Below are 23650 nucleotides of genomic sequence, written 5' to 3'. Positions count from 1 at the left end.
GAGCCACCGCGAAGCGCTTCCACCTCAACCGATCAGGCTCTATGCCGAAAAGCGGTTTTCTCGCGCGTCCCTTTGCAGTAACGGAGCCCCCATGGGCGTTTTCAAGAATATCTTCACCTGGTGGGAAGGCGCGACCTTCGGCACCGCGCTGAACACGATGCGCAACGGGCGCAAGGTCGGCGAGGACGATCAGGGCAATCTCTATTATGAGGGCAAGAAGGCCCAGGCCGGCCTCACGCGCCGCTGGGTCATCTACAAGGGCCAGAACGATTCGAGCCGCGTCCCGCCCGAATGGCATAGCTGGCTTCATCATATGATCGACGCGGTGCCCGATCAGGCACTGCCGTCGCCAAGGACCTGGGAGCGCGAGCCGACGCCCAACCTGACGGGCACGGGCGAGGCATATCGTCCCGCGGGTGCGCTCGAAAAGGGCGGCCGGCGTGCGGCCGCCACCGGAGACTATGAGGCATGGACTCCGGGCGCGTGAAGAAAGGCTGGGCGTTCGCCGGAATTGCCGCCATCGGGCTTGGACTGGCGGGCTGGCAGGCGGCAGACGCGCTGCAGAACGAACAGCCTGCAGCGGGCAATGCCAGCGGCGCCGAAGCCAACTCGACGGCCGCCCCCCGTGGACCAGTGCGCGCGGCCGAAGAGACGCGCGGGCCCGCGCCGTCGCGCGGCACGACCACCCCGATGGCCGAGCGTGTCGCGGTGATCGGCGTGCTCAACAAGCGCAACGGTATCGAGCGTGATCTGACGATGAAGCCTGGACAGGCACTTCGCCTCGGCGACGTCATCGTCCGGCTGCGCGCGTGCGAGAAGACCGCGCCGTGGGAGCACGAGCAACTCACCGGCGCCTTTGTTCAGGTCGATGTGCGTTCACCGCAAGACAATTGGGGCCGCATCTTTTCGGGGTGGCTCTACAAGGAATCGCCGTCTCTCAACGTCGTCGAGCACCCGGTCTACGACGTCTGGCCCAAGAGCTGCGCGATGAGTTTCCCTGATATCGGACCGGAGACCGAGACAGTGTCGGGTGGCGAATCGTCTTCGACGCCCGCGGCGGCCAAACGGTCGAGCGCGCCGAAGTCGGGCGAGGCCGAGGCGCCGACGCCGCCCGCCAGCGCCGAATCGAGCAACGCCACATAGTCGTCTCGGTTGATCTCGATCGCGCCCAGCGAGGCGAGATGATCGGTGATGAACTGGCAATCGAGCAGGCTGAACCCGCCGATGCGGAGCCGCGCGACGAGATGCGCGAGCGCGACCTTTGAGGCGTCGGTCGCGCGACTGAACATGCTCTCCCCAAAGAACGCGCCGCCAAGTTTGATGCCATAGAGCCCGCCGACGAGCTGCCCGTCGCGCCAGGTCTCGACCGAATGTGCGTGACCGCGCGCGTGGAGCTGGAGGCAGGCCTGTTCGATCTGCGTGTTGATCCAGGTTCCGGGCCGGTCTGGGGTCGGTGCGGCGCAGCCTCTGATGACCTCCTCGAAGGCCGTATCGACTGTCACCGTGAAGCGGTCCGAGCGCAGTGTCTTCGCGAGCGAATGCGCGAGGTGAAAACCGTCGAGCGGCAGGATGCCGCGCTTTTTGGGTTCTACCCAGAACACCTTTTCAGCCTCGCGGTCGTCCGCCATCGGGAAGACGCCGCAGGCATAGGCGCGAAGCAGCATGGTGGTATCGAGCGGTTGCACCGCTTCAATATGTCGCTTTCAGCGTCTTCGATCAATCTGCGCCGGCATGAGTTGCCGCAGATCATTGCAGGCGTTAGGCCGCTACCGGATGGCGCTGGCGTATTCCAGAAATTCACCGTTCCCCAACCGCGCGCAGCTTAGCGGCCGCGCGATCGCGTTGGCGCTCGCCATCGCGATCCATGTCCTGATGATCGCGGTGCTGCTGTGGCAGTCCTTCACGCCGATGCGTCCGCGGCAGGGCGGCGGTTCGCTCGCCACATTCAACCTCGAGGCTGCACGCGATGCGAGCAAGGACAGTGTCCGGAAATCCGCGGAGCCGGAGTCGGTGCCTCAGCAGGCCGTCGAGCGGCAGAAGCCACCTGAAGTCGATGTGACCAAGGTAGACGACGTGCCCAAGCCGCCATCCTTCCTTGTGCTTACCCGGGAGGATTATGCGGCGGCGGACATCGGCCGGCTGCCCTCGCGCCGTGCGGTGCAGAGCGAGGGAGGCGGCGGCAGCGCGGGCGCTCCCGGCGATGCGCGGGCGGTTGGCGAAGGGCCGGGCGGGGAACGGCTCTATGAAGCCGACTGGTATCGACGGCCGACCCATGCGGAGCTTTCCACATATTTGCCCGCGTCGGCGCCACCGCTTGGATGGGGACTGGTCGCGTGCAGGACGGTGGACCGTTACAGGGTCGAGGATTGCCAGGAACTGGGCGAATCGCCCAGCGGTTCCGGATTGGCGCGCGCGGTGCGTCTGGCGGCATGGCAGTTCCGGGTGCTGCCGCCCCGCATCGGCGGCCGGCCCATGACCGGCACCTGGGTACGGATACGGATCGACTACACCGAAAGGGCAGCGCGATAGCACGCTGCCGGGGATCAGGCTCTGCTCAAACGATCAAGGTCTAGCTCATCGTCGCCAGCTTGCGTTCGACTCCCTGCCACAGCTTCGAGAAGGCCTGACCCGCCGGCGAGACATGCGCGAACTGCCCGAGGGGTGCGCGGCGGGTCGCCATTTGTTCGACCGCGCTCGCCATTGGAATGACGGGCCAGTCGGGGCGCCGATCGACCGCGGCCTTGTGCAGCGCGCGTCGTCTGTCGACCATGGAATAGATCGGCAGGATCGGCGCGTGGCGATTATTTTGCCGGTCGAGAAAGGTCACGACGTCGTCCAGCGCGCGTTCGGAAAGCGGCGAGGGGATGACGGGCGACAGGATCAGGTCGGCGGCGCGCATAACCTGCTCGCTTGTTTCAGTTAGGCCGGGCGGGCAGTCGAGGATGATCCGGTCATAATGTTTGCCGAGCGTTTCGAGCAGCTTCGCCAGCCGCTTCTTTTTGTCGAGCGTGAACAGGAAGCGGTCGAGACCCCGTAGAGATGTGTCGGCTGCGAGCAGGTCGACGCGGTCAACCGTGGAGGGGCGAATCAGTTTTTCGGGCGCGACATCCTTCGCAAATACGGCCTGCGCCGCATCCTTGGAATGCTGTCCGTCACCGATGAGGAAACTCGCGCCCCCTTGTGGGTCGAGATCCCAGAGCAGCGTGCGACGCGACGACAGCACCGCGGAGGACCAGGCGAGATTGACCGCGAGCGTCGTCTTCCCGACGCCGCCTTTCAGGCTGTAGACCGCGATCGTCGCCATTTCCTTGTCATTCCCCATGATTGCTCCATCCTGGGTGCTAGACTCGGTAAATGTGACATGGCTGTTGCAGTCCGGGCAACAGCATTGCGATCAGAGGATCTCGCGCACCTTTTCCTGAGGGCGGCACAGGCGGACGCCCTTCTCGGTCTCAACCAGCGGGCGTTCGATGATGATCGGATCGGCGATCATCGCCTTGAGCACGGCGGTGTCGCTGACATGATCAAGGTCAAGGTCCTGGACCAGCTTCTCCTTGCGACGCAGTCCCTGCTGCGGCGTCATGCCCGCGCGTTCGTAGAGTTCTGCGAGCTTTTCGCGGCTGGGCGGGGTCTTGAGATACTCGATTATCTCGACCTCCACACCCGGCTCGGCCTGGAGAATCTCCAGCGTCTTGCGCGATGTGCCGCATTTTGGGTTGTGCCAGATCGTCGCCTTCACGGGCTGCTCCTCTTGTGCTTCGCCTCAATCAATGCGCGGGACCGTGCCCGCGTTCCGCGTTCAGCCGCGTGCGGGGATCGTCAATCCGCGCTGCACCGCAGGCCGGGCGAGCCCACGCTCGAGCCAGGCGGGAACGTGGCGCAGCGCATCATAGCCGACGAGAGCGCCCGCGTCGTAGAAGCCGACCAGGTTGCGCACCCAGCCCAGCGTCGCGATGTCGGCGATCGTATAGTCCTCGCCCATGATCCAGTCGCGGCCGTTGAGCCGCGTCTCAAGCACGTCCAGCAGGCGCTTCGATTCGTCGACGTAACGCTGGAGCGGGCGCTTATCCTCATATTCGCGGCCTGCGAACTTGTGGAAGAAGCCGACCTGTCCGAACATCGGGCCGATCGCGGCCATCTGGAAAAAGACCCACTGGATCGTCTCATAGCGACGCGCGACATCAGTCGGCATCAGCTTGCCCGTCTTGTCCGCGAGATAGAGCAGGATGGCGCCCGATTCGAACAGCGCCAGCGGTTTGCCGCCGGGCCCGTCGGGATCGAGGATCGCGGGGATCTTCCCGTTGGGATTGAGCGACAGATATTCGGGCGTCTTCTGGTCGTCGGTCGCGAAGTCGATCAGGTGCACCTCATAGGGTAACCCGATCTCCTCCAGCATGATCGAGGCCTTCACGCCGTTGGGCGTGGGCAGCGAATAGAGCTGAAGGCGGTCGGGATGCCGTGCAGGCCAGCGCGACGTGACCGGAAAGTCTGAAAGATCGGACATCGACACGTCTCCCGTCGGCGGCGGCTTCAGCCTTCGTCCTGCCTGGCCAGCCACTCTTCCAGCCACTTGATCGTGTAGTCACCCGACTGGAATTCGGGATCGTCGAGCAGCGCCTGGTGGAGCGGGATCGTGGTCTTCATTCCCTCGATCACGAACTCCTCGAGCGCGCGGCGCAGGCGGCGCAGCGCGCCCTGCCGCGTGGTGCCGTAAACGATCAGCTTGGCGATCATGCTGTCGTAATAGGGTGGCACCTTGTAGCCGGCATAAAGCCCGCTATCGACGCGGACGTGCATGCCGCCCGGCGCGTGGAAGCTCTTTACCAGCCCCGGCGACGGCGCGAAGGTGCGCGGATCCTCGGCGTTGATGCGGCACTCGATGGCATGGCCGCGGAACTGCACGTCCTGCTGGCGCAGGGTGAGTGGATTGCCCTCCGCGATCTTGATCTGCTCGCGCACGAGGTCGAGCCCTGTGATCGCCTCGGTCACCGGATGCTCGACCTGAAGCCGCGTGTTCATCTCGATGAAGTAGAACTCGCCATTCTCGTAGAGAAACTCGATTGTGCCCGCGCCGCGATAGCCCATCTCGGCCATCGCCTTTGCACAGATCATCCCCATCTCGTCGCGCTGTGCATGCGTGATGACGGGGGAAGGCGCTTCCTCGAGCACCTTCTGGTGGCGGCGCTGAAGCGAGCAATCGCGTTCGCCCAGATGGATCGCGTTGCCCTCGCCGTCGCCGAATATCTGGAACTCGATATGGCGCGGATTGCCGAGATATTTTTCCATGTAGACGGTGTCGTCGCCGAACGCCGCCTTGGCCTCGCTCTTGGCCTGGCCCATCAGGCTTTCGAGGCTGTCCGCGTCGGGCACGACCTTCATACCGCGCCCGCCGCCGCCCGATGCGGCCTTGATGATCACCGGATAGCCGATCTTTTCGGCGATGATCTTCGCGCTCTCGATCCCTGTGATCGCGCCGTCAGAGCCCGGCACGAGCGGCAGGCCGAGCTTGCCAGCCGTGCGCTTAGCCTCGACCTTGTCGCCCATCGTGCGGATGTGCTCGGGCTTGGGGCCGACGAAGATGATGTTGTGCGATTCGACGATCTCGGCGAACTGCGCATTCTCCGAGAGGAAGCCGTAGCCCGGATGGATCGCGTCGGCATGGCTGATCTCGGCGGCCGAGATGATGTTGGGGATGTTGAGATAGCTCTCGCCCGCCGGCGGCGGGCCGATGCAGATCGCTTCATCTGCCAGGCGGACGTGCATCGCGTCGGCATCGGCGGTCGAGTGCACCGCGACCGTGCGAATCCCCATCTCGTGCGCCGCGCGGTGAATGCGCAGCGCGATCTCGCCACGATTGGCGATCAGCAGCTTCTCGATTTTCATGATGTGATTACTCGACGACGACGAGCGGCTGGTCGTATTCGACCGGCTGCCCATTGCCCACGAGGATCGCGGTCACCTTGCCTGCCGAAGGGGCGGTGATCGGGTTCATCACCTTCATCGCCTCGACGATCAGCAGCGTGTCGCCCGCCTTCACGGTGCTGCCCACGCTGATGAAGTCATTCGCGCCGGGCTCGGGCGCGAGATAGGCGGTGCCGACCATCGGCGATTTGATCGCGTTGACGTTGGCGGCGGCAGCCGGCGCAGCTTCGGCAGGCGCTGCCGCAGCAGGTGCCGCTGCAGCCATGGGGACAGCGGCAACGGGCGCCGCGGCCGCGACGGTCACATTCCGCGCGACGCGGATGCGCCGTTCGCCGTCCTGGACCTCGATTTCAGTAAGCTGGGTGTCGTCGAGCAGCTCGGCGAGCTGGCGGACCAGCGCGGGATCGACCTGCATGGTGTTGTTCGTTTTCGCAGTGGTCATGCGACCCTCTTATTACCCCTTGTTGCGGGCGCTATTGTCAGAGACGGGCGGCCGCGTCCAGCGCAAGGGCATAGGAGAGCGCGCCGAAGCCCGCAATGGTTCCCTTGGCCGCGCGGCCTACATAGCTGATATGGCGAAAGCTTTCGCGCGCATGCGGGTTGGAAAGATGCACCTCGATCACGGGCACCGTGATGGATTTGATCGCGTCGTGGAGCGCTACCGAAGTGTGCGTATAGCCGCCCGGATTGAGGATCACAGCCTTGACGCCGTCGGCATTGGCCTCGTGAAGCCAGTCGATCAGGTGGCCTTCATGGTTGGACTGGCGCATGTCGATCGACAGCCCCAGTTCCTGCGCCTGATCCTCCAGCCGATCGGCAATGTCGTCGAGCGTGTCGTGCCCGTAGATCTCGGGTTCGCGCAGGCCCAGCAGATTGAGATTGGGGCCGTTGAGCACGAACACGGTCTTTGCATCAGCCATGAAGAGCCTTTCGGTTGCGGCACTGCCAAGGCGCCCCCTATATGGCGCGCGAACGGAACACGCAAAGGTTTGGACTTGATGAGCAGCGACGGCACGATTTCGATCCGGGTGAATGGCGAGCATCGCAGGATCGCGGCCGGGCTGACCTTGGCCGGGCTGGCGGCGGAACTCGGGCTCGATCCCGCCAAGGTTGCGGTGGAGCGCAACCTCGAGGTCGTGCCGCGTTCGACGCTGGCCGCGGTGAAGGTCGAGGATGGCGACGAGCTCGAGATCGTGCATTTCGTCGGCGGCGGGCAGGATGACGACACCTGGACCGTCGCGGGCAGGACCTTTCGTTCGCGGCTGATCGTCGGCACGGGCAAGTATAAGGACTTCGCCGAGAATGCCGCCGCGGTCGAGGCTTCGGGCGCCGAAATCGTGACCGTCGCGGTGCGCCGGGTGAACATTGCCGACCCCAAGGCGCCGATGCTGACCGATTTCATTGACCCGAAGAAGATCACCTATCTCCCCAACACCGCGGGCTGCTTCACCGCCGACGAGGCGATCCGCACGCTTCGGCTGGCGCGCGAGGCGGGGGGCTGGGATCTCGTCAAGCTCGAGGTGTTGGGCGAAGCCAAGACGCTCTATCCCGATATGCGCGAAACGCTGCGCGCCACCGAGACGCTGGCCAATGAAGGCTTCAAGCCGATGGTCTACTGCGTCGACGATCCGATCGCGGCGAAGCAGCTCGAGGATGCGGGCGCGGTCGCGGTCATGCCGCTGGGCGCCCCGATCGGCTCGGGGCTGGGCATTCAGAACCGCGTCACGATCCGGCTGATCGTGGAGGGCGCCAAGGTGCCCGTGCTCGTCGACGCCGGCGTCGGCTCGGCGTCTGACGCGGCGATCGCGATGGAGCTGGGCTGCGACGGGGTGCTGATGAACACCGCCATCGCCGAGGCCAAGCAGCCGATCATGATGGCACGCGCGATGAAGGCCGCGGTCGAGGCCGGGCGCCTGTCCTACCTCGCGGGCCGTATGGGCAAGCGGCGCTACGCCGATCCTTCCAGCCCCTTGGCGGGACTGATCTAAAGGCGCATCCTCACGCATAAGGGCGGCTGAAGGGATGCCCGATGCGCGATTTTCAGGTTGATCGCGATCGCATGGTCGATCGGCAGATCGCGAGCCGCGGTATCACCGATCCGCGGCTGCTCGCCGCGCTGCGCATGGTCCCACGCGAACAATTTGTGTCGGCGGATATGGCCGACTACGCCTATTCTGATCACGCGCTCGCGATCGAGGCGGGACAGACGATCTCGCAGCCCTATATTGTCGCACTGATGATCGCTGAGGCGCGGATCGACGCGAATGCGCGCGTGCTCGAGGTAGGGGCGGGGTCGGGCTACGCAGCAGCGGTGATGAGCCGAATCGCGGACCATGTCTTCACGATCGAGCGCGTGCCGCTGCTCGCCGATCTCGCGGCCATGCGCATGGCAGAGCTCGGCTATGACAATGTCACGGTCCACGCCGGAGACGGGACGCTGGGTTGGCCCGAAGAGGCGCCGTTCGACGCGATCCTCGTCGCAGCGAGCGGGCGGATCATACCCGAGCCGCTCAAGCAGCAGCTCGCGATCGGCGGACGGCTGGTGATCCCGCTAGGCGGCCATGATGACATCCAGACGCTGGTTCGCGTGACGCGCACCGGCGCGGACAGCTTTGCGATTGCTGAACTGTGCGCGGTGCGCTTCGTCCCACTCATCGGAGCGTAGTTTCCCCCGACGATTCGGGCGCGACGCGGTGCTATTGTCCACGGCCATCGCACAGACGCCTGGGAGAGATGGAATGGCGACGATGGCTCCGGAAATCGACGGAACGAAACTCGAGCAACTGATCGGCAAGGTGATCGGCGACGTGGCGGGCGCTATGGGATTGCTGCTCGCCTATATCGGCGACCAGACAGGCACCTATCGCGCGCTCGAGAAGCTTGGGCCTTCGACCGCAGAGGATGTAGCGGGCGAAGCAGGGGTCGATCCGCGTTATGTGCGCGAGTGGCTGTCGGGCAACGCGGCCGCGGGCTATGTGGCCTGGGATCCGGCGAGCGAACGCTTCTCGCTTACGCCCGAACAGGCCGCGGTTTTCGCGCATGAAGGCGAACCTACCTGCATGCAGGGTTTCTTCCAGGCGGTTGTCTCGCAATATATGAGCAACGAGACCGCGATCGACGTGTTCAAGAGCGGGCGTGGGCGCGCCTGGGGCGAGCATAATAATTGCCTGTTCTGCGGCACCGATCGCTTCTTCCGCCCCGGCTATATGGTCAATCTCGTGTCGAGCTGGATCCCTGCGCTCGACGGGGTGGAGGCGACGCTCAAGTCCGGCGGAAAGGTCGCCGACATCGGCTGCGGTCACGGCTCCTCCACGATGCTGATGGCTGAGGCCTATCCGAAGTCGCAGATCCACGGCTATGACTTCCACCAGCCCTCGATCGACTTTGCGCGGCAAAAGGCGGCCGATGGGGGGCCCGCCAATACGCGTTTCGATGCGGTTGCCGCCAAGGAGATCGGCGAGGACGGTTACGACCTCGCCTGCATCTTCGATGCGCTTCACGACATGGGGGATCCGGTGGGCGCGGCGCGGCGCGTGCGCGAAATATTGAAGCCCGGCGGTACCTTCATGGTCGTCGAGCCGCTTGCAGGCGATCGGCTTGAGGACAATTGCCATCCGCTCGGCAACATCTTCTATGGATTCTCGACGGTGGTCTGCGTCCCCTGTTCGCGTGCGCAGGAGGTGGGGCTCGGGCTCGGCGCGCAAGCCGGCGAGAAGCGGCTGACCGACGTGCTCAAGGAAGCGGGCTTCAGCTCGGTGCGCCGCGCCGCCGAGACACCGACCAACATGGTGCTCGAAGCGCGGGTCTGACATCGCGGGGCTATACTGTCACCGTCTGGGCGATCTTCCAGATCGTCAACGCTGTGTTGTGCGCGCTTCAATCACTGATGGCCCGCATCGCGGCGAACAACACCGCCACGCATACAAAGCTCGATGCGCCCTGAGCAGCTCGGCTCAGGGCTGGGCAGGGCAGGCCGGGGTGTCGGGGCGCGACGCATAGATTTTGGAATCAAAGGGGCAGGCCAGCGCGCCCACGGCAATGCGATAAAAGGGCTCTTTTCCCGTGGGATTGATCGCGCCGTTGCCTTGCGCGCTCAGTCGGCAAAGGCATGGGCGTTCGGATATCGGGGTGCCGAGCAGATCCGCCTGAATCTGGCGCGTGATCAGCGGCGAATCCTCGAATCCCGAATGGTTGAGCCGCGACTGGCGTACCGGCCCCACGTCGATCGTGTGGAAGGTAGGCCCGGTGAAGGGCGCACCGTCAAAGTCGCCAAGGGCATAGCCGCCATTGACGCGGCGCGAGACCGACAGCGCTATGTCGTGCGTATTGGCATAAACCGATGTGCGTCTTGCGAACCTCGGCAGCGAATCCATGAAGATCCGCTGGAAGATGAGTGTGTCGAGATCGGGTGCATAGAGTACCAGCGCGGTCAGCGGCACGAAACGCTCCGATCGCTCCACCGACAATTCGCTCAGCGCCTGCAGCGTGATCCGTGTGCCCAAGCTGTGCGCGATAAGATAGAATTCGTCGGGCTTCACCTTGTCGACAATCCCCGCGATCAGTTCCTTGAGCAGTGGCCCCGCGCGCTCGGAATAGGTGCGGTCGCGCGTATATTCGACCAGTGACTGCTGCGTCGGCCAACTGAAGAATACGGGCGCGGCGCGGATTTCGAGGTCATAGGCGAGCTGCGCAGCGTTGCCGGCGGCCTCGTCAAAGGCGTCGTTGAAGCCGTGGACATAGAGGATCACGCGGCGCGCGGGGCGGGTGAGTGCGCCCGCCTCATGGCACGGCGCCGCGGGTGCGGTCGCCAGCCGGTCGACCTCGCGCTCGAGCGCTGAATAGAAATCCCCGCCCGCAAGCGGTGAGAGTGACCGCAGCGGAAAGCGCGGCTTGACTGCACCGGGCACGACCTCCTGCGGCCACCAACCGGGCTCACACGGCCCCAGCGAAGTGGCCCGCCGGGCGATCGTCCCCGTCGCGGCGCCGAAGGACAGCGTGTTGGCGCGATCGAAATAGACCTGCTTGCCATAGGGCTGTGCCAGATACTCGGGGCTGCCCGCAGGCGCGCTGCTGGCGACGCGGTCGGTCGCGAAGAAGACGCGCATTGCAGTGCGTGTTCCGGGCGCGGCGTCAGTGCTGCGCCATAGCGGTAGTCTGGCGGGCGTTACGCACGCCGTCAGCAGCAGAAGCGCCATGACTGCAAGCATTTGGGGACGAAACGTCATCTTGTGCCTCCGCAGGATGCGCCGCCTTGCAGCAATATCATGGCAAGATCGCGGCAGGGGCGATCAACGGATCATCACTTGCTTTGCCACCGCTTGTCGCAAAGCCCGGAACCCCGTTCGGCAAAGCTTGTTGGGCCTTCAACGTCGCCGGGCTCTCCCCTTGCCTGGTGACGCAAAAGGGGAGGCGCGTGCTGAGCGCACGAGAGTTTCCTCCCGGAAAACATGCGAGGCTTTTCGCAGGTCAGCGCTGATTTTCCGAATACCCCCAGAGGGTCGCGGGAGGCCCCGTTCCGCTTTGCCGGAGCGGGGCCTTTCGTTCGGCGTCTCGCCTTCAGCCTTCGCCGCGCGCCTTGCGTCCCGCCGCGCGCACCTTGTCGAGCGTGTTGCCGCCTGCGCCGATATGCTCGACATCGGTTTTCAGATGGAGCAGCCGCACGCCCTTGCGCTGCATCGCTTCGGCGAGCGCGGGCGCAAATTCGTCGGTCTTCTCGACCGTCGCTGCCCAGCAGCCATAGGCGCGCGCCAGCGCCGCGAAGTCAGGATTGACGAGTTCGGTTGCCGAGATCCGCTCAGGATATTCGCGTTCCTGATGCATCCGGATCGTCCCATAGGCGCCGTTGTCGATCACGAGCACGAGCAGATCGCAGCCATAGCGCACCGCGGTCGCCAGTTCCTGCCCGTTCATCAGGAAATCGCCGTCGCCCGCGAGCGCGATCACCTGCCGGTCCGGATTGCGCAAGCATGCGGCGACGGCAGCGGGGACGCCATATCCCATCGCGCCCGCGGTCGGCGCGAGCTGGCTCACGGGGCCGGTATAGCGCCAGTAGCGATGCCACCAGCCCGAAAAATTGCCTGCGCCGTTGCAGATGATCGAATCGGCCGGCAGTTTCTCGCGCATCTCCTTGACGCACATCCCAAGGTCGAGCGCCGCGCCATTGGGGGCGGGCGTGTTCCACGCCTCCCATTCGGCATGCGCTTGCTTTCCGGCGTCGAAATCGAGCAGGTCGTCTTCCCAGAGCGCCGCCTCTTCGGCGAATTCGCGCATGTCCGCACAGATCGCGAGATCCGCGCGATAGACGCGGTTCAGCTCATTCGGATCGGGATGGACGTGGATCAAAATCTGGTCGGGATGGTCGGGGGTGATCAGCGCATAGCCGTCGGTGGTCGCCTCGCCCAACCGCGCGCCGACGGCGAGGATCAGATCGGCGTTGCGCACGCGCTCGACCAGTTTGGGGTTGGGGCCATAGCCCAGATTGCCCGCATAAGCGGCGCTGTCATTGGGGATGGCGTCCTGGCGGCGAAAGCCGACCGCGACGGGAATACCCACGCGCTCCGCCCATTCGCGGAAATAATGCGACGCCCCCTGGCACCAGCCCGCGCCGCCCACGATCGCAACGGGCGCGCAGGCATCTTTCAGCAGGTCTACAAGCGCCATCATCGCCTCGGGATCGACGCTCTGTTCGGGCGGGACGATCTTGGGCCGATCGAGCGCCTCGACCGCGTCGCGCAACATATCCTCGGGCAGCGCGAGCACCACGGGCCCCGGCCGCCCCGACATCGCGGTCGCATAGGCGCGCGCGACATATTCGGGGATGCGCGCCGCGTCGTCGATCCGCGCCGCCCATTTGGCGAGCGGGGTGAACATCGCGGTGAAGTCGACTTCCTGAAATCCCTCGCGGTCCTTGTCGCCGCGTGCGAGGTCACCGATGAACAGGATCATCGGCGTTGAATCCTGCATCGCGACATGCACGCCGATCGAGGCATTGGTCGCACCCGGCCCGCGCGTCACAAAAGCGATCCCCGGCCGGCCGGTCATCGCGCCGTCGGCCTCCGCCATGAAGGTCACGCCGCCTTCCTGCCGGCACACCACCGTTTCGATCTCGGGGCTGTCGTGGAGCGCGTCGAGCACTGCCAGGAAGCTCTCGCCGGGTACGGTGAAAATGCGGTCGCATCCCTGGATCAGAAGCTGGTCTATGAGGATGCGGCCGCCGGTTCTGGCTGTCATTGGCGAAATCTCTCCTGAAAACGTGTCATTGCGTCATGGTCTAGGCTGGGTCGCGGCGTCTGCAAAGCTGGCCCCGGCGATCCTGCCTTTCCTTAACTTCGCAAACTTCGCACAAAACGCCATGTTGATTCGTCCCTGTCGCAACCGCAGCCGAATCGGCTCGCGTCAAAGATGACAGGAACAGAACGTGTAGGACAGGCGAGGAGGGGTGCGATGCAGGCGGTTCGAGAGATTGCGTTGGGACTGCGCTTCCCCGAGGGACCCGTGGCGATGCCTGACGGCTCGATCGTGCTGGTCGAGATTGCCGCCGGGCGCATCACGCGCGTCCGCCCCGACGGGACCAAGGAAACCGTGGCCGAGCCCGGCGGTGGTCCCAACGGCCTCGCGGTCGGGCCCGACGGCATGCTCTATGTCTGCAACAATGGCGGCTTCGGCTGGGTGGAGACGCAGGGGTTGCTCGTCCCTCATGGTACCGCGGCGGATTATGCGGGCGGGTCGATCCAGCGCGTCGACATGGCGACAGGTTCGGTCGAGACGCTCTACACCCATGCGGGCGACGTGGCGCTGCGCGGTCCCAACGATATCGTCTTCGATGCGCATGGCGGCTTCTGGTTCACCGATCACGGCAAGACCGGCGAACGAGCGCGCGACGTCGTCGGCGTGTTCTACGCGAAGGCCGATGGCAGCCATATTGAGGAAGTCATCTTTCCGCTCGAAAACCCGAACGGCATCGGCCTCTCGCCCGATGGCGAGACGCTCTATGTCGCCGAGACCTATACCTGCAAACTCTGGGCCTTCGATCTGACAGGACCGGGCAGTGTGGCCAGGGCGACGGGGCTTTCGGGCGGTGGCGGGCGCTTCCTCTACTCGCCCGCGGGCTACACCTATTTCGACAGCCTTGGTGTCGAGGAAGACGGCAATATCTGTGTTGCGACGATCGGCCAGAGCGGTATCTCCGTGATCTCGCCCGAGGGCCAACTTGTCGACTTTGTGCCCACCCACGATCCCTTCACCACCAATATCTGTTGGGGCGGAGCGGATCGGCGGACGGCATATATCACTCTGTCGGGGACGGGCCGGCTGGTGAGCATGGCGTGGCCGCGCCCGGGGCTCAGGCTCGTCGGTTGAGCCACTCCGCGAGCGCCGCGGCATTGTTGCGCGACACATTCTTCGCTGCATAGAGCAAGGTCACCGGCCCAGCCATCCGCGCCGCGTCGAGTTCGGCAAGCGCGGCCGTAATATCGGGGCCACCGATTTCGAGTTCGTCGACATAAGCCTTGCGGAATGCATCCCATGCAGCATCCGAATCCCCGGTTGCGCCGTGATAGAGTTTGCGTAGCAGGTCGCTCGGCGCCAGCGCGCGCAGCCAGCCGGTGAGCGCCGCCCTTTCCCTGGATATGCCGCGCGGCCAGAGCCGATCGACGAGGAATCGCGCGCCGTCACTCGACTCGGCGGGCTCATGGATGCGCTTGATCCGGAGTGTGGCTGTCACCGCAAGTCCTCGTCCATGACTTGTGCTGTCACGGTTATGCGTCATTCTGCCGCTTGAGCAAGGAGAGGATCTATGAGCGAAGCACGCTGGGCGGTCGACGTCGATCGCGATGAGATCGCAAAGGCTGGTATCGTTGACGAGGGTGCGCGGGAGTTGGGCGATGGCGAGATCGAGGTTCGGCTCGACGAATTCGCGATGACTGCCAACAATGTTACCTATGCCGCGCTCGGCCATCCGGTCGGACTGTTCGGCAACGGCAAGGGTTATTGGGACTTCTTCTCGGGCGATGGCGCGGGGCGGCTTCCCGTGTGGGGCTTTGCCACGGTGACGCGCTCCAGGGTCGAGGGTCTCGATCCCGGCGAACTGCTTTACGGCTATTTCCCGCTCGCCTCGCACGCGGTGCTCACCCCCGACCGCGTCGGGCCCGCCGGCTTTACCGATCAGACCGCGCACCGGCTCGACATGCCCGCGGTCTATAACCAATATCAGCGCGTTGCGGCGCTCGGCGATTATGCCGAAGCGGATCGTGAGTGGTGGCCCGTCTTTCGCCCGCTCTACCTCACCGGCTGGTTGATCGCCGATCAGTTCGAGGATGAGGGCGATTATGGCGCGGAACAGGTGATCGTCGCCAGCGCTTCGGCCAAGACCGCGATCTCCTTCGCGCATGCGATGCGCGAACGTGCGCAGCGGCCGCGCATGATCGGCCTCACGTCAGAGCGCGGCCGGGCGTTCCTCGAAGCCACGGGGCTGTACGACGAACTCGTGCTCTATGATACGATCAGCGACATCGACGCATCGGTGCCGTCCGCCTTTGTCGACGTCGCGGGCAACAGCACGGTGACGGGCGCGGTGCACGAGCATCTGGGCGACGCATTGCGCTTCAGCCTCGTGGTCGGCAAGGCGCACTGGGATGCGACGGGCGAAGGCGGCAAGCGCTGGCCCGCCGTAGGCTTCTTCGCTCCGGGCCGCATCCAGAAGCGCTCGCAGGACTGGGGGGCGGGCGGTTTTCGCGAGCGCGTCGCCGCTGCCTGGACCAACTTCCTCGGCGACGCCCGCAAGCTGTTTCACATCGACAAGCGCATGGGGCCCGACGCCGCGCTTGCCGCCTATCGCGAAGCGGTGGCGGGCAAGGCCGATCCGCGCGCGGGGGTGATTGTCGCGTTGTAGGGCTGGCGTTCAGCGGCTTTTGGCGGCTTTCGCAGTTTCTCACACCGCTGGGGCTGAGCCTGTCGAAGCCCCTTCCTTCTTCCTCCACCAAAAAGAAAAGGGAAGGGCTTCGACAGGCTCAGCCCCAACGGAACGAAGACATTTGCAGAAGTATCGACAATTGCATTTTCTGCAACTGCGATTGCAGCCGAGCCGCGATTGACCGCCCCCCGTGCGCGCGCCTATTCCGCGGCGGAAACTGGATCTCAGGAGGGGACCCGATGAAGAAGCTCTATCCCGATGCGGCAAGCGCGCTCGAGGGGCTGTTGTTCGATGGCATGACGATGTGCGCGGGCGGTTTCGGCCTGTGCGGAATCCCCGAAAGGCTGATCGACGCGATCCGCGATTCAGGGGTGAAGGGTCTCACGATCGCCTCGAACAATGCGGGCATCGACAATGAGGGGCTCGGCAAGCTGCTGCGCACGCGCCAGGTCGCCAAGATGATCTCCTCCTATGTCGGCGAGAACAAGGAGTTCGAGCGGCAATATCTTGCGGGCGAGCTCGAGGTCGAGTTCTGCCCCCAAGGCACGCTCGCCGAGCGCTGCCGCGCGGGCGGCGCGGGCATCCCGGGCTTCTACACCAAGACCGGCGTCGGCACGCTTGTCGCCGAGGGCAAGGAGCACAAGGAGTTCGACGGGGAAACCTATATCCTCGAACGCGGCATCTACGCCGATGTCGCGATCATCAAGGGCTGGAAGGCCGATGAGAGCGGCAACCTGATCTTCCGCAAGACCGCGCGCAACTTCAACCAGCCGATGGCGACCGCCGCGAAGATCTGCGTCGCCGAGGTCGAGGAAGTGGTGCCCGTGGGCTCGCTCGATCCCGACGCGATCCATCTGCCCGGCATCTATGTGAAGCGGATGATCGTGGGGGCGCCCTATGACAAGAAGATCGAATTCGTGACGACGCGCGAGCGGGAGGCGGCGTGAGATAGATTAAGCCCCTCCCTTTCAAGGGAGGGGTAAGGGGGTGGGTGCGAGCGTCTGCGAGCCAAAAGGACTCAAGGCGCTGCTACTTCACCCCAAAGCGAAGCCGGGGCGTCGAGCCCCGCCTTCGCTGACCCACCCCTTGCCCCTCCCTTGAAAGGGAGGGGGATAGATGGAGCAAGAGTGAATGGCTTGGGACAGGAACCAGATGGCCGCACGCGCTGCCAAGGAGCTGCGCGACGGCTATTACGTCAATCTCGGTATCGGCATTCCGACGCTGGTGGCGAACAACATCCCCGAGGGGATGACGGTCACGTTGCAGAGCGAGAACGGCATGCTCGGCATCGGGCCCTTTCCCTATCCCGATGAAGTCGACCCCGACCTGATCAACGCGGGCAAGCAGACGATCTCCGAGCTGCCGTCCTCGGTCTATTTCTCGTCGTCGGACAGCTTCGCGATGATCCGTGGCGGGCATATCGACCTGACCGTGCTTGGCGCGATGGAAGTCGCCGAGAATGGCGACATCGCCAACTGGATGATCCCGGGCAAGATGATCAAGGGCATGGGCGGCGCGATGGACCTCGTCGCGGGCGTAAAGAAGATCATCGTCGTGATGGAGCACAATTCCAAGGCCGGCGATCCCAAGTTCATCCCCGAATGCACGCTGCCGCTCACCGGCAAGAATGTCGTCGACATGATCATTACCGATCTCGCGGTGTTCCAGCGGCCTGATCACGCGAGCCCGTTCAGGCTGATCGAGCTGGCGCCGGGCGTGACCGCTGATGAGGTGGCGGCGAAGACGACGGCGAAATACGTGCAGTGATTCTCTTCGCACCTTCGTCGTCACCCTGAACTTGTTTCAGGGTCCACGCGATTTGTCCGGTTACGCGGGCGCTTCCGAATGGATGCTGAAACAAGTTCAGCATGACGATCGTGGGGTGGGCGGCGCGTGAGGGCGGCGGCCAAGGAGTGTCGAACGGCATGCGAATACTTCTGACAGGTTCTTCGGGCTGGCTCGGACGTCATCTGGCCCCCCGGCTGGGCACGGCGGGGCATCACGTCACCGGGCTGGACGTCGCACCGGGCGCGCACACGCAGATCATCGGGTCGGTCGCCGATCGCGCGACCGTCGATCGCGTCTTTGTCGATCATGGTATCGAGGCGGTGATCCACGCGGGCGCGCTGCACAAGCCCGATATCGCGCGCTATCCCGCGCAGGCCTTCATCGACGTCAACGTCACGGGCACGCTCAACCTGCTCGAGGCCGCGGTGGCGGCGGGCAATGACCGCTTCGTCTTCACCTCGACCACCTCGCTGATGATCTCGGCCGCGATCCGCGCGGGCAAGGCGGGCGGCGCGCGCGAGGCGGCGTGGATCACCGAGGAGCTCGCACCGCTCCAGCCGCGCAACATCTACGGCGTCACCAAGCTCGCCGCCGAGCAGCTCTGCCGCCTCGCGCATCTGGAGCAGGCGCTGCCCGTCACCGTGCTGCGCACCGGGCGTTTCTTCCCCGAGGATGACGACATGGCCGGCGAAATCGACCATGACGGCCCCAACACCAAGGCCAACGAGTTCCTGGGTCGCCGGCTGACCGTCGAGGATGCGGTGGAGGCGCATGTCGCGGCGCTCGATCGTGCGCCCGCGCTCGGTTTCGAGACCTTCATCCTGTCGGCGCCCACGCCCTTCACGCGCGAGGGCTGCGCCGCGCTGATCGAGGATGCGCCGCGCGTGATCGAACATTATTTCCCGGGCGCTGCTGCGCTCTACGCAAAGCGTGGCTGGACGCTGCCCGCGCATATCGATCGTGTGTATGTCGCCGAAAAGGCTGAACGGTTGCTGGGCTTTCGCTGCCGCACCGGATTTGCACAGATCCTCGAAGCGCTCGATCGCGGCGAGGAACCGCCGATCATCCATGATCCCGACTATCTCTCGCCCAAGGAGGTGGTGTGATCCCCTTGATAAGGCCAGCTTATCGATGGAGACGCATTCTTGTTTTGGCCGGAATCGATCGCGCGGCTAGGGGCTGGCGCGGGAGGAACATCGCATGACGTACACGCTGATCACCGCAAACCGGAACTATTCGAGCTGGTCCTTGAGGCCCTGGCTGCTGATGAAGGCGCTGGGCATCGCGTTCGAGGATCGGATCGAGCCCTTCACAACCCACGACAATTACGACGCTTTCCGCGCCTTCTCGCCCAACGGCCAGGTGCCCTGTCTGATCGACGGCGATCGCGCGATCTGGGATTCGCTCGGCATCACCGTCTATCTGGCCGAACGTCATCCTGGCGTCTGGCCCACCGACGAAGCCGCGCGTGCCTGGGCCTATTCGGCGGTTGCTGAAATGCACGGCGGCTTCGGTGCGCTCCGCAACGACTGCACGATGAATGTCGGCGTTCGCGTGAAGCCACGCACCCCGAGCGCCGCGCTCGAAAGAAATGTCGCGCGCATCGCCGAACTGTGGGCGGAGGGGCTCGATCGCTTTGGCGGGCCGTGGCTCGCTGGCGCCGATTTCAGCGCCGTCGATGCCTTTTACGCCCCGGTCGCGTTCCGGGTGCGCACCTACGGACTCGATGTCGGCGCGGCCGGGCAACGCTGGGTCGATCACGTCATCGCGCACCCCGCGATGCAGCAATGGGAAGCCGCCGCGCTGGCCGAGACGTGGCGCGAAGCGAGCCATGAGGCGGAACTGATCGCCGCGGGCGAGATCGTCGCGGATTATCGCAAGGCGGGCTGACGCCGGGGCGGCCGCGGCGTATATCGGCAGGCCATGGCTGTCCGCCCCCATATCGGCGCGCTTCGTCCGCAGGCGCGCGAGGCCGCGCTTGGCGCGCTCGAGGCCGAAGTGCTCAACGAGAAGGTGGAATCGCTCGCGCGCGCCGGTCGGCAGGTGGAGCGCGCGCTTGCGGTGCTACGCGGCTTCGATGGCGAGCGTGGCAGCGCCGCGCATGAGGCGCTGCTCGACGCGGCCGCCGCCAAGGTCTGGGGCTTCATCGTCCAGCGCGAGCTTTGCGGCTTTCGCAACAGCGCGATGATTGTAGAGGATTTCACGATACCGCGCGAGGTGATGGCGCGGCTGGGGATCGTCCGTAAGCGCTAACACCGTCCGACGAGCCTGCGCCGGGATGGAAGTTTCGGTTCCGACATGATATCAGCGGCCACGAAAGTCTCGGGAACTTGTGGGGAGTTCGGGCATGGCAACTGTGGCGGGGCGTCGTCGCCTTTCGGGCGAACGCATTTTCTTTACGAGCATGGCGCTGGCGATCCTCGCCATGGTCGTCATCGGCTTCGCGCCGACCTATTATCTGCGCGGGATCATCGATGCGGGACGGCCGCTGCCCGCGATGACGCCGCTCGTGCATCTGCACGGGCTCGTATTTTCATCCTGGATCCTGCTGTTCGTCACGCAAACCTCGCTGGTTGCGGCCGGGCGCACCGATCTCCATCGCCGGCTCGGCGCGGTGGGCATGGCGCTTGCGGTCGTCATGATCCTGCTCGGAACCGCGGTTGCCCTCTACGGCGTCCACCGGCCGACCAATCCGCCCGGAACGACGCCGCTTAGCTGGCTCGCAATCCCGCTGATCGATGTGCCCGTCTATGGCGGTCTGATCGTCATGGCGCTGCTCAATCGCAGGACGCCGCAGACGCACAAGCGGCTGATGTTGATCGCCATGATCGGGATGCTCTCGCCCGCGATCGGTCGCATGCCGTGGCCGCCGCCGATCGCAGGGCCGATCGCGATCTTCGGGCTGCCCGATCTTTTCCTCATCCCCTTGATCGTCTGGGACCTGAAGACGCTCGGCAAACTGCACCCGGCGACGATCTGGGGCGGGCTGTTCCTGATCGCATCACAGGTCTTCAGGATCGCGATCTGGGAAACCGATGGCTGGCTTGCCTTTGCATCATGGGCATCCGCGATCGTCGCGCGCTGACGTCGAACTCGCGTAAATTACGATGAAACCGCCTCGTTTCGGGACCGGTCGAATCCCTGGCGCTTGGCAACAAATATGAAACAGGCTTAGCCTCAACCCCACAGAAAGGCTTAACAGAGCCTTGGGGGTCGTGAGATAGATATGACATCAACCCGATCGCGTCGTTGGACGTTCGGCTTGCCTGCCGCAATGATGTGCGCTGCAGGGGCCGTTCTTTATGGTTTCGCACAAGCCGGCCCAAGCCAGGCGGCGGGCGACGGCCCGGATGGCTTCGAGCCTGCGAGCAGTGCACTCATCGCCGATCCGATTGCCTTCGATGGCCCCCAGCGGGTCGACTATGGCAGGCTCGACGCGCGCCTTCAGCACCTTATGCGGTCGAAGGATATGGTCGGGCTGGGCGTCGCGGTGATCGAGAACGGCCAGATCCGCTTCGTGAAGGGCTATGGGGTCACCGCCGCCGGCACCGGCGATCCGGTGACGACGGGCACCGTGTTCCGCTGGGCCTCGCTGTCCAAGGGCGTTGCGTCCGCGCTTGTCAACCGCCTTGCAGATGAGGGCAAGCTGTCCCTCGACGCACCCGTCACGCAGTATCAGACCTCGCTGCGGTTGCCGGGTGGAAATGAGGGGCGCGTCACGGTCGCTGACCTGCTCTCGCACCGTACCGGCATCGTCCGTAACGCCTATGACGACAAGCTTGAGGCCGGACAGGACCCGACGCTGATACGCGGCATGCTGGCAGGGCTGTCGCCCTATTGCGCGCCGTCGACCTGCTACACCTATCAAAACGTCGCCTTCGATACTTCGGCAGAGATCGTCCAGCGCGTGACGGGCAAGCCCTATGGTGTGCTGGTACGCGAGAAGATTTTCGGCCCGCTCGGCATGGCGAGCGCGAGCACCGATCGTGCGGGACTTCAGAGCGCGGTGAGCTGGGCGCGGCCGCATGTCGGCCAGCGCACGATCGAGGTCAACGACAACTATTATCGCGTGCCCGCCGCGGGCGGCGTCAACTCGTCGATCTTCGACCTTGCGAAATGGATGCGCGCGCAGATGGGCGGCGCGCCCGGCGTGCTCTCGGCAAAATTGCTCGACCGTGTCCATGCGCCCGTCGTCGCGACGCCGCACGGCGGCGGACGCGTCGATTATGCGCTCAAGAACGCGCATTATGCGATGGGTTGGCGCGATTATAGCTATGCCGGTCACCCGATTGTCGGACATCGCGGGGCGGTCAATGGCTATCGCTCGCTGATCCTGTTCGATCCTGTGAAAAAGGCGGGGATCGCGATGCTGTGGAATTCGCAGAGCAACAAGCCCGTCGGCATCCAGCTTGAGCTGATGGATATGCTTTACCAGCAGCCCTTCACCGATTGGGCGGATCTGGGCAATGTGCCGGCGTCGGGGGCCGGGGGAACGATGACTGCGAGCGCGCGATAGCCGTTCTGGCCGGATGCGCACGAAAATTGCAAACTTCCCGCTTTCCCGGCAATGAGGAATGGGTTTATGGGCGGTCGGGTTATGACTGGACCGCGCACGCTTTACGAAAAGATCTGGGATTCGCACGTTGTCGAGAAACGCGACGACGGCACCTGCCTTATTTATATCGACCGTCACCTCGTTCATGAAGTGACGAGCCCGCAGGCATTCGAGGGCCTCAGGGCGTCGGGCCGCAAGGTGCGTCGCCCCGACCTCACGCTTGCCGTGCCCGATCACAACCTGCCGACCACGCCGCGCGTCGACGCCGCGGGGCACAAGCTGCCGATCGCCGATCCGATGTCTGCGCAGCAACTGGCTGCGCTGGAGAAGAATGCACCCGAATTCGGCATACGCTATATCGGCGCCACCGATCGCGAGCAGGGCATCGTCCATGTCGTCGGCCCTGAACAGGGCTTCACCCTGCCGGGCTGCACGCTGGTGTGCGGAGACAGCCACACCGCGGCGCATGGCGCGCTCGGCGCGCTCGCCTTCGGTATCGGCACGAGCGAGGTCGAGCATGTGCTCGCCACGCAAACGCTGCTCTTGAAGCAATCCAGGACGATGGAAATCCGCGTCGATGGCGAACTCGGCGCGGGCGTCACGCCCAAGGACGTCATTCTGGCGATCATCGGTAAGATCGGCGCCGCAGGCGGCACCGGCTATGTCATCGAATATACCGGCTCGGTCTTCCGCGAGATGTCGGTCGAGGGGCGGCTCACGGTCTCCAACATGTCGATCGAGGGTGGCGCGCGCGCCGGCCTGATCGCGCCCGACGAGAAGACCTTTGCCTATCTCAAGGATCGCCCGATGGCGCCCAAGGGCGCGGAGTGGGACAAGGCCGTCGCCTGGTGGAAGTTGCTCGCGACCGACCCAGGCGCGCAATATGACCGTGTCGTCACGCTCGACGCCGCCGAGATCGTCCCCAATGTCACCTGGGGTACCAGCCCCGAAGACGTAGTGCCGATCACCGGTGTCGTGCCCGATCCGCAGAGCTTTGCCGACGCCTCCAAGCGCGAGGCGGCGCAGAAATCGCTCGACTATATGGGCCTCGCCGCAGGCCAGCGCATGGAAGATGTGACGATCGAGAATATCTTCATCGGGAGTTGCACCAACAGCCGGATCGAGGATCTGCGCGCCGCCGCGGAGATCGTGCGAGGGCGCCATGTCGCGCCGGGCATCAAGCAGGCGCTGGTCGTGCCGGGTTCGGGGCTGGTCAAGTTCCAGGCCGAGCAGGAAGGGCTCGACCGCGTCTTCACCGAGGCGGGCTTCGAATGGCGCGAGCCCGGCTGCTCGATGTGCCTGGGCATGAACCCGGACAAGGTGCCCGCGGGCGAACGCTGCGCCTCTACGTCCAATCGTAATTTCATGGGACGGCAGGGGCCGGGCTCGAGAACCCATCTGCTGTCCCCCGCCATGGCTGCCGCAGCGGCCGTGACGGGCAGGCTGACCGATGTGCGCGAATTGATGGGATAAGG

At 64.8% G+C, this 23650-nt stretch carries 25 protein-coding genes and 1 pseudogene; 16 read left to right on the top strand and 10 right to left on the bottom strand.

All coding sequences use genetic code 11. The features are described from left to right. Positions 1-91: 91 nt before the first annotated feature. Together D3876_RS17120 and D3876_RS21140 are read left to right on the top strand one after the other, a co-directional pair. On the top strand, positions 92-487 hold the full coding sequence (locus D3876_RS17120; protein WP_119764566.1) for an NADH:ubiquinone oxidoreductase subunit NDUFA12: 396 nt from the start codon (positions 92-94) through the stop codon (positions 485-487). Further along, positions 469-924: pseudogene (locus tag D3876_RS21140) on the top strand (DUF2155 domain-containing protein); the annotation flags it as partial. The gene D3876_RS17120 and the pseudogene D3876_RS21140, both read left to right, overlap by 19 nt. 35 nt (positions 925-959) lie before the next feature. Here D3876_RS21140 and aat read toward each other — a convergent pair. After that, entirely contained in the window at positions 960-1685 is a 726-nt protein-coding gene (aat, locus tag D3876_RS17110) for a leucyl/phenylalanyl-tRNA--protein transferase (RefSeq protein WP_119764564.1), read from the bottom strand. 88 nt (positions 1686-1773) lie between these two features. Here aat and D3876_RS17105 point away from each other — a divergent pair, with 88 nt between their 5' ends. Next, positions 1774-2529, top strand: a complete 756-nt coding sequence (locus D3876_RS17105) for a hypothetical protein (RefSeq protein ID WP_182912049.1) — start codon at positions 1774-1776, stop codon at positions 2527-2529. 40 nt (positions 2530-2569) lie between these two features. Here the strand turns inward: D3876_RS17105 and D3876_RS17100 are convergent, their stop codons facing one another. From D3876_RS17100 to aroQ, 6 genes are all read right to left on the bottom strand, one after another. Then, the gene (locus D3876_RS17100; RefSeq protein WP_238475426.1) at positions 2570-3322 is read right to left on the bottom strand and encodes a ParA family protein; all 753 of its coding nucleotides are present in this window, start codon (positions 3320-3322) and stop codon (positions 2570-2572) included. A gap of 72 nt (positions 3323-3394) precedes the next feature. Continuing rightward, the gene (gene arsC / locus D3876_RS17095; RefSeq protein WP_119764562.1) at positions 3395-3739 is read right to left on the bottom strand and encodes an arsenate reductase (glutaredoxin); all 345 of its coding nucleotides are present in this window, start codon (positions 3737-3739) and stop codon (positions 3395-3397) included. 60 nt (positions 3740-3799) lie between these two features. Beyond that, positions 3800-4504 (bottom strand): glutathione S-transferase N-terminal domain-containing protein, encoded by a 705-nt coding sequence (locus D3876_RS17090; protein WP_119765613.1) that lies wholly within the window; start codon positions 4502-4504, stop codon positions 3800-3802. 26 nt (positions 4505-4530) lie between these two features. After that, entirely contained in the window at positions 4531-5883 is a 1353-nt protein-coding gene (gene accC, locus D3876_RS17085; protein WP_182912048.1) for an acetyl-CoA carboxylase biotin carboxylase subunit, read from the bottom strand. Positions 5884-5890: 7 nt separating this feature from the next. Then, a complete protein-coding gene (gene accB / locus D3876_RS17080; protein WP_420801972.1) occupies positions 5891-6364 on the bottom strand; it encodes an acetyl-CoA carboxylase biotin carboxyl carrier protein in 474 nt (157 codons plus the stop codon). 37 nt (positions 6365-6401) lie between these two features. Then, positions 6402-6842: a type II 3-dehydroquinate dehydratase gene (gene aroQ / locus D3876_RS17075; protein WP_119764560.1), complete on the bottom strand. Its 441-nt coding sequence runs from the start codon at positions 6840-6842 to the stop codon at positions 6402-6404. A gap of 78 nt (positions 6843-6920) precedes the next feature. Between aroQ and thiS the strand changes: the two genes are divergently transcribed. From thiS to D3876_RS17060, 3 genes are all read left to right on the top strand, one after another. Next, complete coding sequence (thiS, locus tag D3876_RS17070) at positions 6921-7910, top strand: sulfur carrier protein ThiS (protein WP_119764558.1); 990 nt, start codon at positions 6921-6923, stop codon at positions 7908-7910. Positions 7911-7951: 41 nt separating this feature from the next. Continuing rightward, complete coding sequence (locus D3876_RS17065; protein WP_119764556.1) at positions 7952-8587, top strand: protein-L-isoaspartate(D-aspartate) O-methyltransferase; 636 nt, start codon at positions 7952-7954, stop codon at positions 8585-8587. Positions 8588-8660: 73 nt separating this feature from the next. Beyond that, on the top strand, positions 8661-9731 hold the full coding sequence (locus D3876_RS17060; protein ID WP_119764554.1) for a class I SAM-dependent methyltransferase: 1071 nt from the start codon (positions 8661-8663) through the stop codon (positions 9729-9731). Positions 9732-9875: 144 nt separating this feature from the next. Here the strand turns inward: D3876_RS17060 and D3876_RS17055 are convergent, their stop codons facing one another. Further along, complete coding sequence (locus D3876_RS17055; RefSeq protein WP_119764552.1) at positions 9876-11147, bottom strand: alpha/beta hydrolase; 1272 nt, start codon at positions 11145-11147, stop codon at positions 9876-9878. Positions 11148-11478: 331 nt separating this feature from the next. Then, a complete protein-coding gene (locus D3876_RS17050; protein WP_182912047.1) occupies positions 11479-13152 on the bottom strand; it encodes a thiamine pyrophosphate-binding protein in 1674 nt (557 codons plus the stop codon). Positions 13153-13365: 213 nt separating this feature from the next. Here D3876_RS17050 and D3876_RS17045 point away from each other — a divergent pair, with 213 nt between their 5' ends. Continuing rightward, positions 13366-14280, top strand: coding sequence for an SMP-30/gluconolactonase/LRE family protein (locus tag D3876_RS17045; protein WP_119764548.1), 915 nt, complete (start codon positions 13366-13368; stop codon positions 14278-14280). Here the strand turns inward: D3876_RS17045 and D3876_RS17040 are convergent. Further along, positions 14264-14644, bottom strand: a complete 381-nt coding sequence (locus D3876_RS17040) for a DUF488 domain-containing protein (RefSeq protein WP_220475481.1) — start codon at positions 14642-14644, stop codon at positions 14264-14266. The two genes, D3876_RS17045 and D3876_RS17040, sit on opposite strands and share 17 nt — an antisense overlap. A 72-nt stretch (positions 14645-14716) precedes the next feature. On the opposite strand from D3876_RS17040, the gene D3876_RS17035 reads away from it, so the two are divergent. The 9 genes from D3876_RS17035 (at position 14717) to leuC (ending at position 23648) form a co-directional block, all read left to right on the top strand. Further along, positions 14717-15811, top strand: a complete 1095-nt coding sequence (locus D3876_RS17035; RefSeq protein WP_119764544.1) for a DUF2855 family protein — start codon at positions 14717-14719, stop codon at positions 15809-15811. Between the two features lie 260 nt (positions 15812-16071). Beyond that, the gene (locus tag D3876_RS17030; protein WP_119764542.1) at positions 16072-16779 is read left to right on the top strand and encodes a CoA transferase subunit A; all 708 of its coding nucleotides are present in this window, start codon (positions 16072-16074) and stop codon (positions 16777-16779) included. Positions 16780-16963: 184 nt separating this feature from the next. After that, positions 16964-17599, top strand: a complete 636-nt coding sequence (locus D3876_RS17025; protein WP_119764540.1) for a 3-oxoacid CoA-transferase subunit B — start codon at positions 16964-16966, stop codon at positions 17597-17599. Positions 17600-17757: 158 nt separating this feature from the next. Then, positions 17758-18726, top strand: coding sequence for an NAD-dependent epimerase/dehydratase family protein (locus D3876_RS17020; RefSeq protein WP_119765607.1), 969 nt, complete (start codon positions 17758-17760; stop codon positions 18724-18726). A 94-nt stretch (positions 18727-18820) separates the two neighbouring features. After that, positions 18821-19510, top strand: coding sequence for a glutathione S-transferase family protein (locus D3876_RS17015; RefSeq protein ID WP_119764538.1), 690 nt, complete (start codon positions 18821-18823; stop codon positions 19508-19510). Positions 19511-19543: 33 nt separating this feature from the next. Then, a complete protein-coding gene (locus D3876_RS17010) occupies positions 19544-19873 on the top strand; it encodes a DUF6665 family protein (RefSeq protein ID WP_220475480.1) in 330 nt (109 codons plus the stop codon). 94 nt (positions 19874-19967) lie between these two features. Further along, entirely contained in the window at positions 19968-20705 is a 738-nt protein-coding gene (locus D3876_RS17005; protein WP_119764536.1) for a hypothetical protein, read from the top strand. A 141-nt stretch (positions 20706-20846) separates the two neighbouring features. Continuing rightward, positions 20847-22136, top strand: a complete 1290-nt coding sequence (locus D3876_RS17000; RefSeq protein ID WP_119764534.1) for a serine hydrolase domain-containing protein — start codon at positions 20847-20849, stop codon at positions 22134-22136. Between the two features lie 81 nt (positions 22137-22217). Then, a complete protein-coding gene (leuC, locus tag D3876_RS16995) occupies positions 22218-23648 on the top strand; it encodes a 3-isopropylmalate dehydratase large subunit (protein WP_119764532.1) in 1431 nt (476 codons plus the stop codon). Positions 23649-23650: the final 2 nt, after the last annotated feature.

Origin of the sequence: Sphingomonas cavernae (assembly GCF_003590775.1) — a bacterium.
Lineage (GTDB): Bacteria > Pseudomonadota > Alphaproteobacteria > Sphingomonadales > Sphingomonadaceae > Sphingobium_A > Sphingobium_A cavernae.
The sequence above is the reverse complement of the archived record's forward strand: the minus strand, read 5'-3'. Positions and strand labels throughout refer to the sequence as shown.

Excerpts from the sequence above, each read along its gene's own strand:
- D3876_RS17120 (WP_119764566.1), top strand. The coding sequence starts at position 92 with ATGGGCGTTTTCAAGAATATCTTCACCTGGTGGGAAGGCGCGACCTTC.
- D3876_RS17105 (WP_182912049.1), top strand. The coding sequence starts at position 1,774 with ATGGCGCTGGCGTATTCCAGAAATTCACCGTTCCCCAACCGCGCGCAG.
- D3876_RS17100 (WP_238475426.1), bottom strand. The coding sequence starts at position 3,322 with ATGGGGAATGACAAGGAAATGGCGACGATCGCGGTCTACAGCCTGAAA.
- D3876_RS17090 (WP_119765613.1), bottom strand. The coding sequence starts at position 4,504 with ATGTCCGATCTTTCAGACTTTCCGGTCACGTCGCGCTGGCCTGCACGG.
- accC (WP_182912048.1), bottom strand. The coding sequence starts at position 5,883 with ATGAAAATCGAGAAGCTGCTGATCGCCAATCGTGGCGAGATCGCGCTG.
- accB (WP_420801972.1), bottom strand. The coding sequence starts at position 6,364 with ATGACCACTGCGAAAACGAACAACACCATGCAGGTCGATCCCGCGCTG.
- aroQ (WP_119764560.1), bottom strand. The coding sequence starts at position 6,842 with ATGGCTGATGCAAAGACCGTGTTCGTGCTCAACGGCCCCAATCTCAAT.
- thiS (WP_119764558.1), top strand. The coding sequence starts at position 6,921 with ATGAGCAGCGACGGCACGATTTCGATCCGGGTGAATGGCGAGCATCGC.
- D3876_RS17065 (WP_119764556.1), top strand. The coding sequence starts at position 7,952 with ATGCGCGATTTTCAGGTTGATCGCGATCGCATGGTCGATCGGCAGATC.
- D3876_RS17060 (WP_119764554.1), top strand. The coding sequence starts at position 8,661 with ATGGCGACGATGGCTCCGGAAATCGACGGAACGAAACTCGAGCAACTG.
- D3876_RS17055 (WP_119764552.1), bottom strand. The coding sequence starts at position 11,147 with ATGACGTTTCGTCCCCAAATGCTTGCAGTCATGGCGCTTCTGCTGCTG.
- D3876_RS17050 (WP_182912047.1), bottom strand. The coding sequence starts at position 13,152 with ATGACAGCCAGAACCGGCGGCCGCATCCTCATAGACCAGCTTCTGATC.
- D3876_RS17045 (WP_119764548.1), top strand. The coding sequence starts at position 13,366 with ATGCAGGCGGTTCGAGAGATTGCGTTGGGACTGCGCTTCCCCGAGGGA.
- D3876_RS17035 (WP_119764544.1), top strand. The coding sequence starts at position 14,717 with ATGAGCGAAGCACGCTGGGCGGTCGACGTCGATCGCGATGAGATCGCA.
- D3876_RS17030 (WP_119764542.1), top strand. The coding sequence starts at position 16,072 with ATGAAGAAGCTCTATCCCGATGCGGCAAGCGCGCTCGAGGGGCTGTTG.
- D3876_RS17025 (WP_119764540.1), top strand. The coding sequence starts at position 16,964 with ATGGCTTGGGACAGGAACCAGATGGCCGCACGCGCTGCCAAGGAGCTG.
- D3876_RS17020 (WP_119765607.1), top strand. The coding sequence starts at position 17,758 with ATGCGAATACTTCTGACAGGTTCTTCGGGCTGGCTCGGACGTCATCTG.
- D3876_RS17015 (WP_119764538.1), top strand. The coding sequence starts at position 18,821 with ATGACGTACACGCTGATCACCGCAAACCGGAACTATTCGAGCTGGTCC.
- D3876_RS17010 (WP_220475480.1), top strand. The coding sequence starts at position 19,544 with ATGGCTGTCCGCCCCCATATCGGCGCGCTTCGTCCGCAGGCGCGCGAG.
- D3876_RS17005 (WP_119764536.1), top strand. The coding sequence starts at position 19,968 with ATGGCAACTGTGGCGGGGCGTCGTCGCCTTTCGGGCGAACGCATTTTC.
- D3876_RS17000 (WP_119764534.1), top strand. The coding sequence starts at position 20,847 with ATGACATCAACCCGATCGCGTCGTTGGACGTTCGGCTTGCCTGCCGCA.
- leuC (WP_119764532.1), top strand. The coding sequence starts at position 22,218 with ATGACTGGACCGCGCACGCTTTACGAAAAGATCTGGGATTCGCACGTT.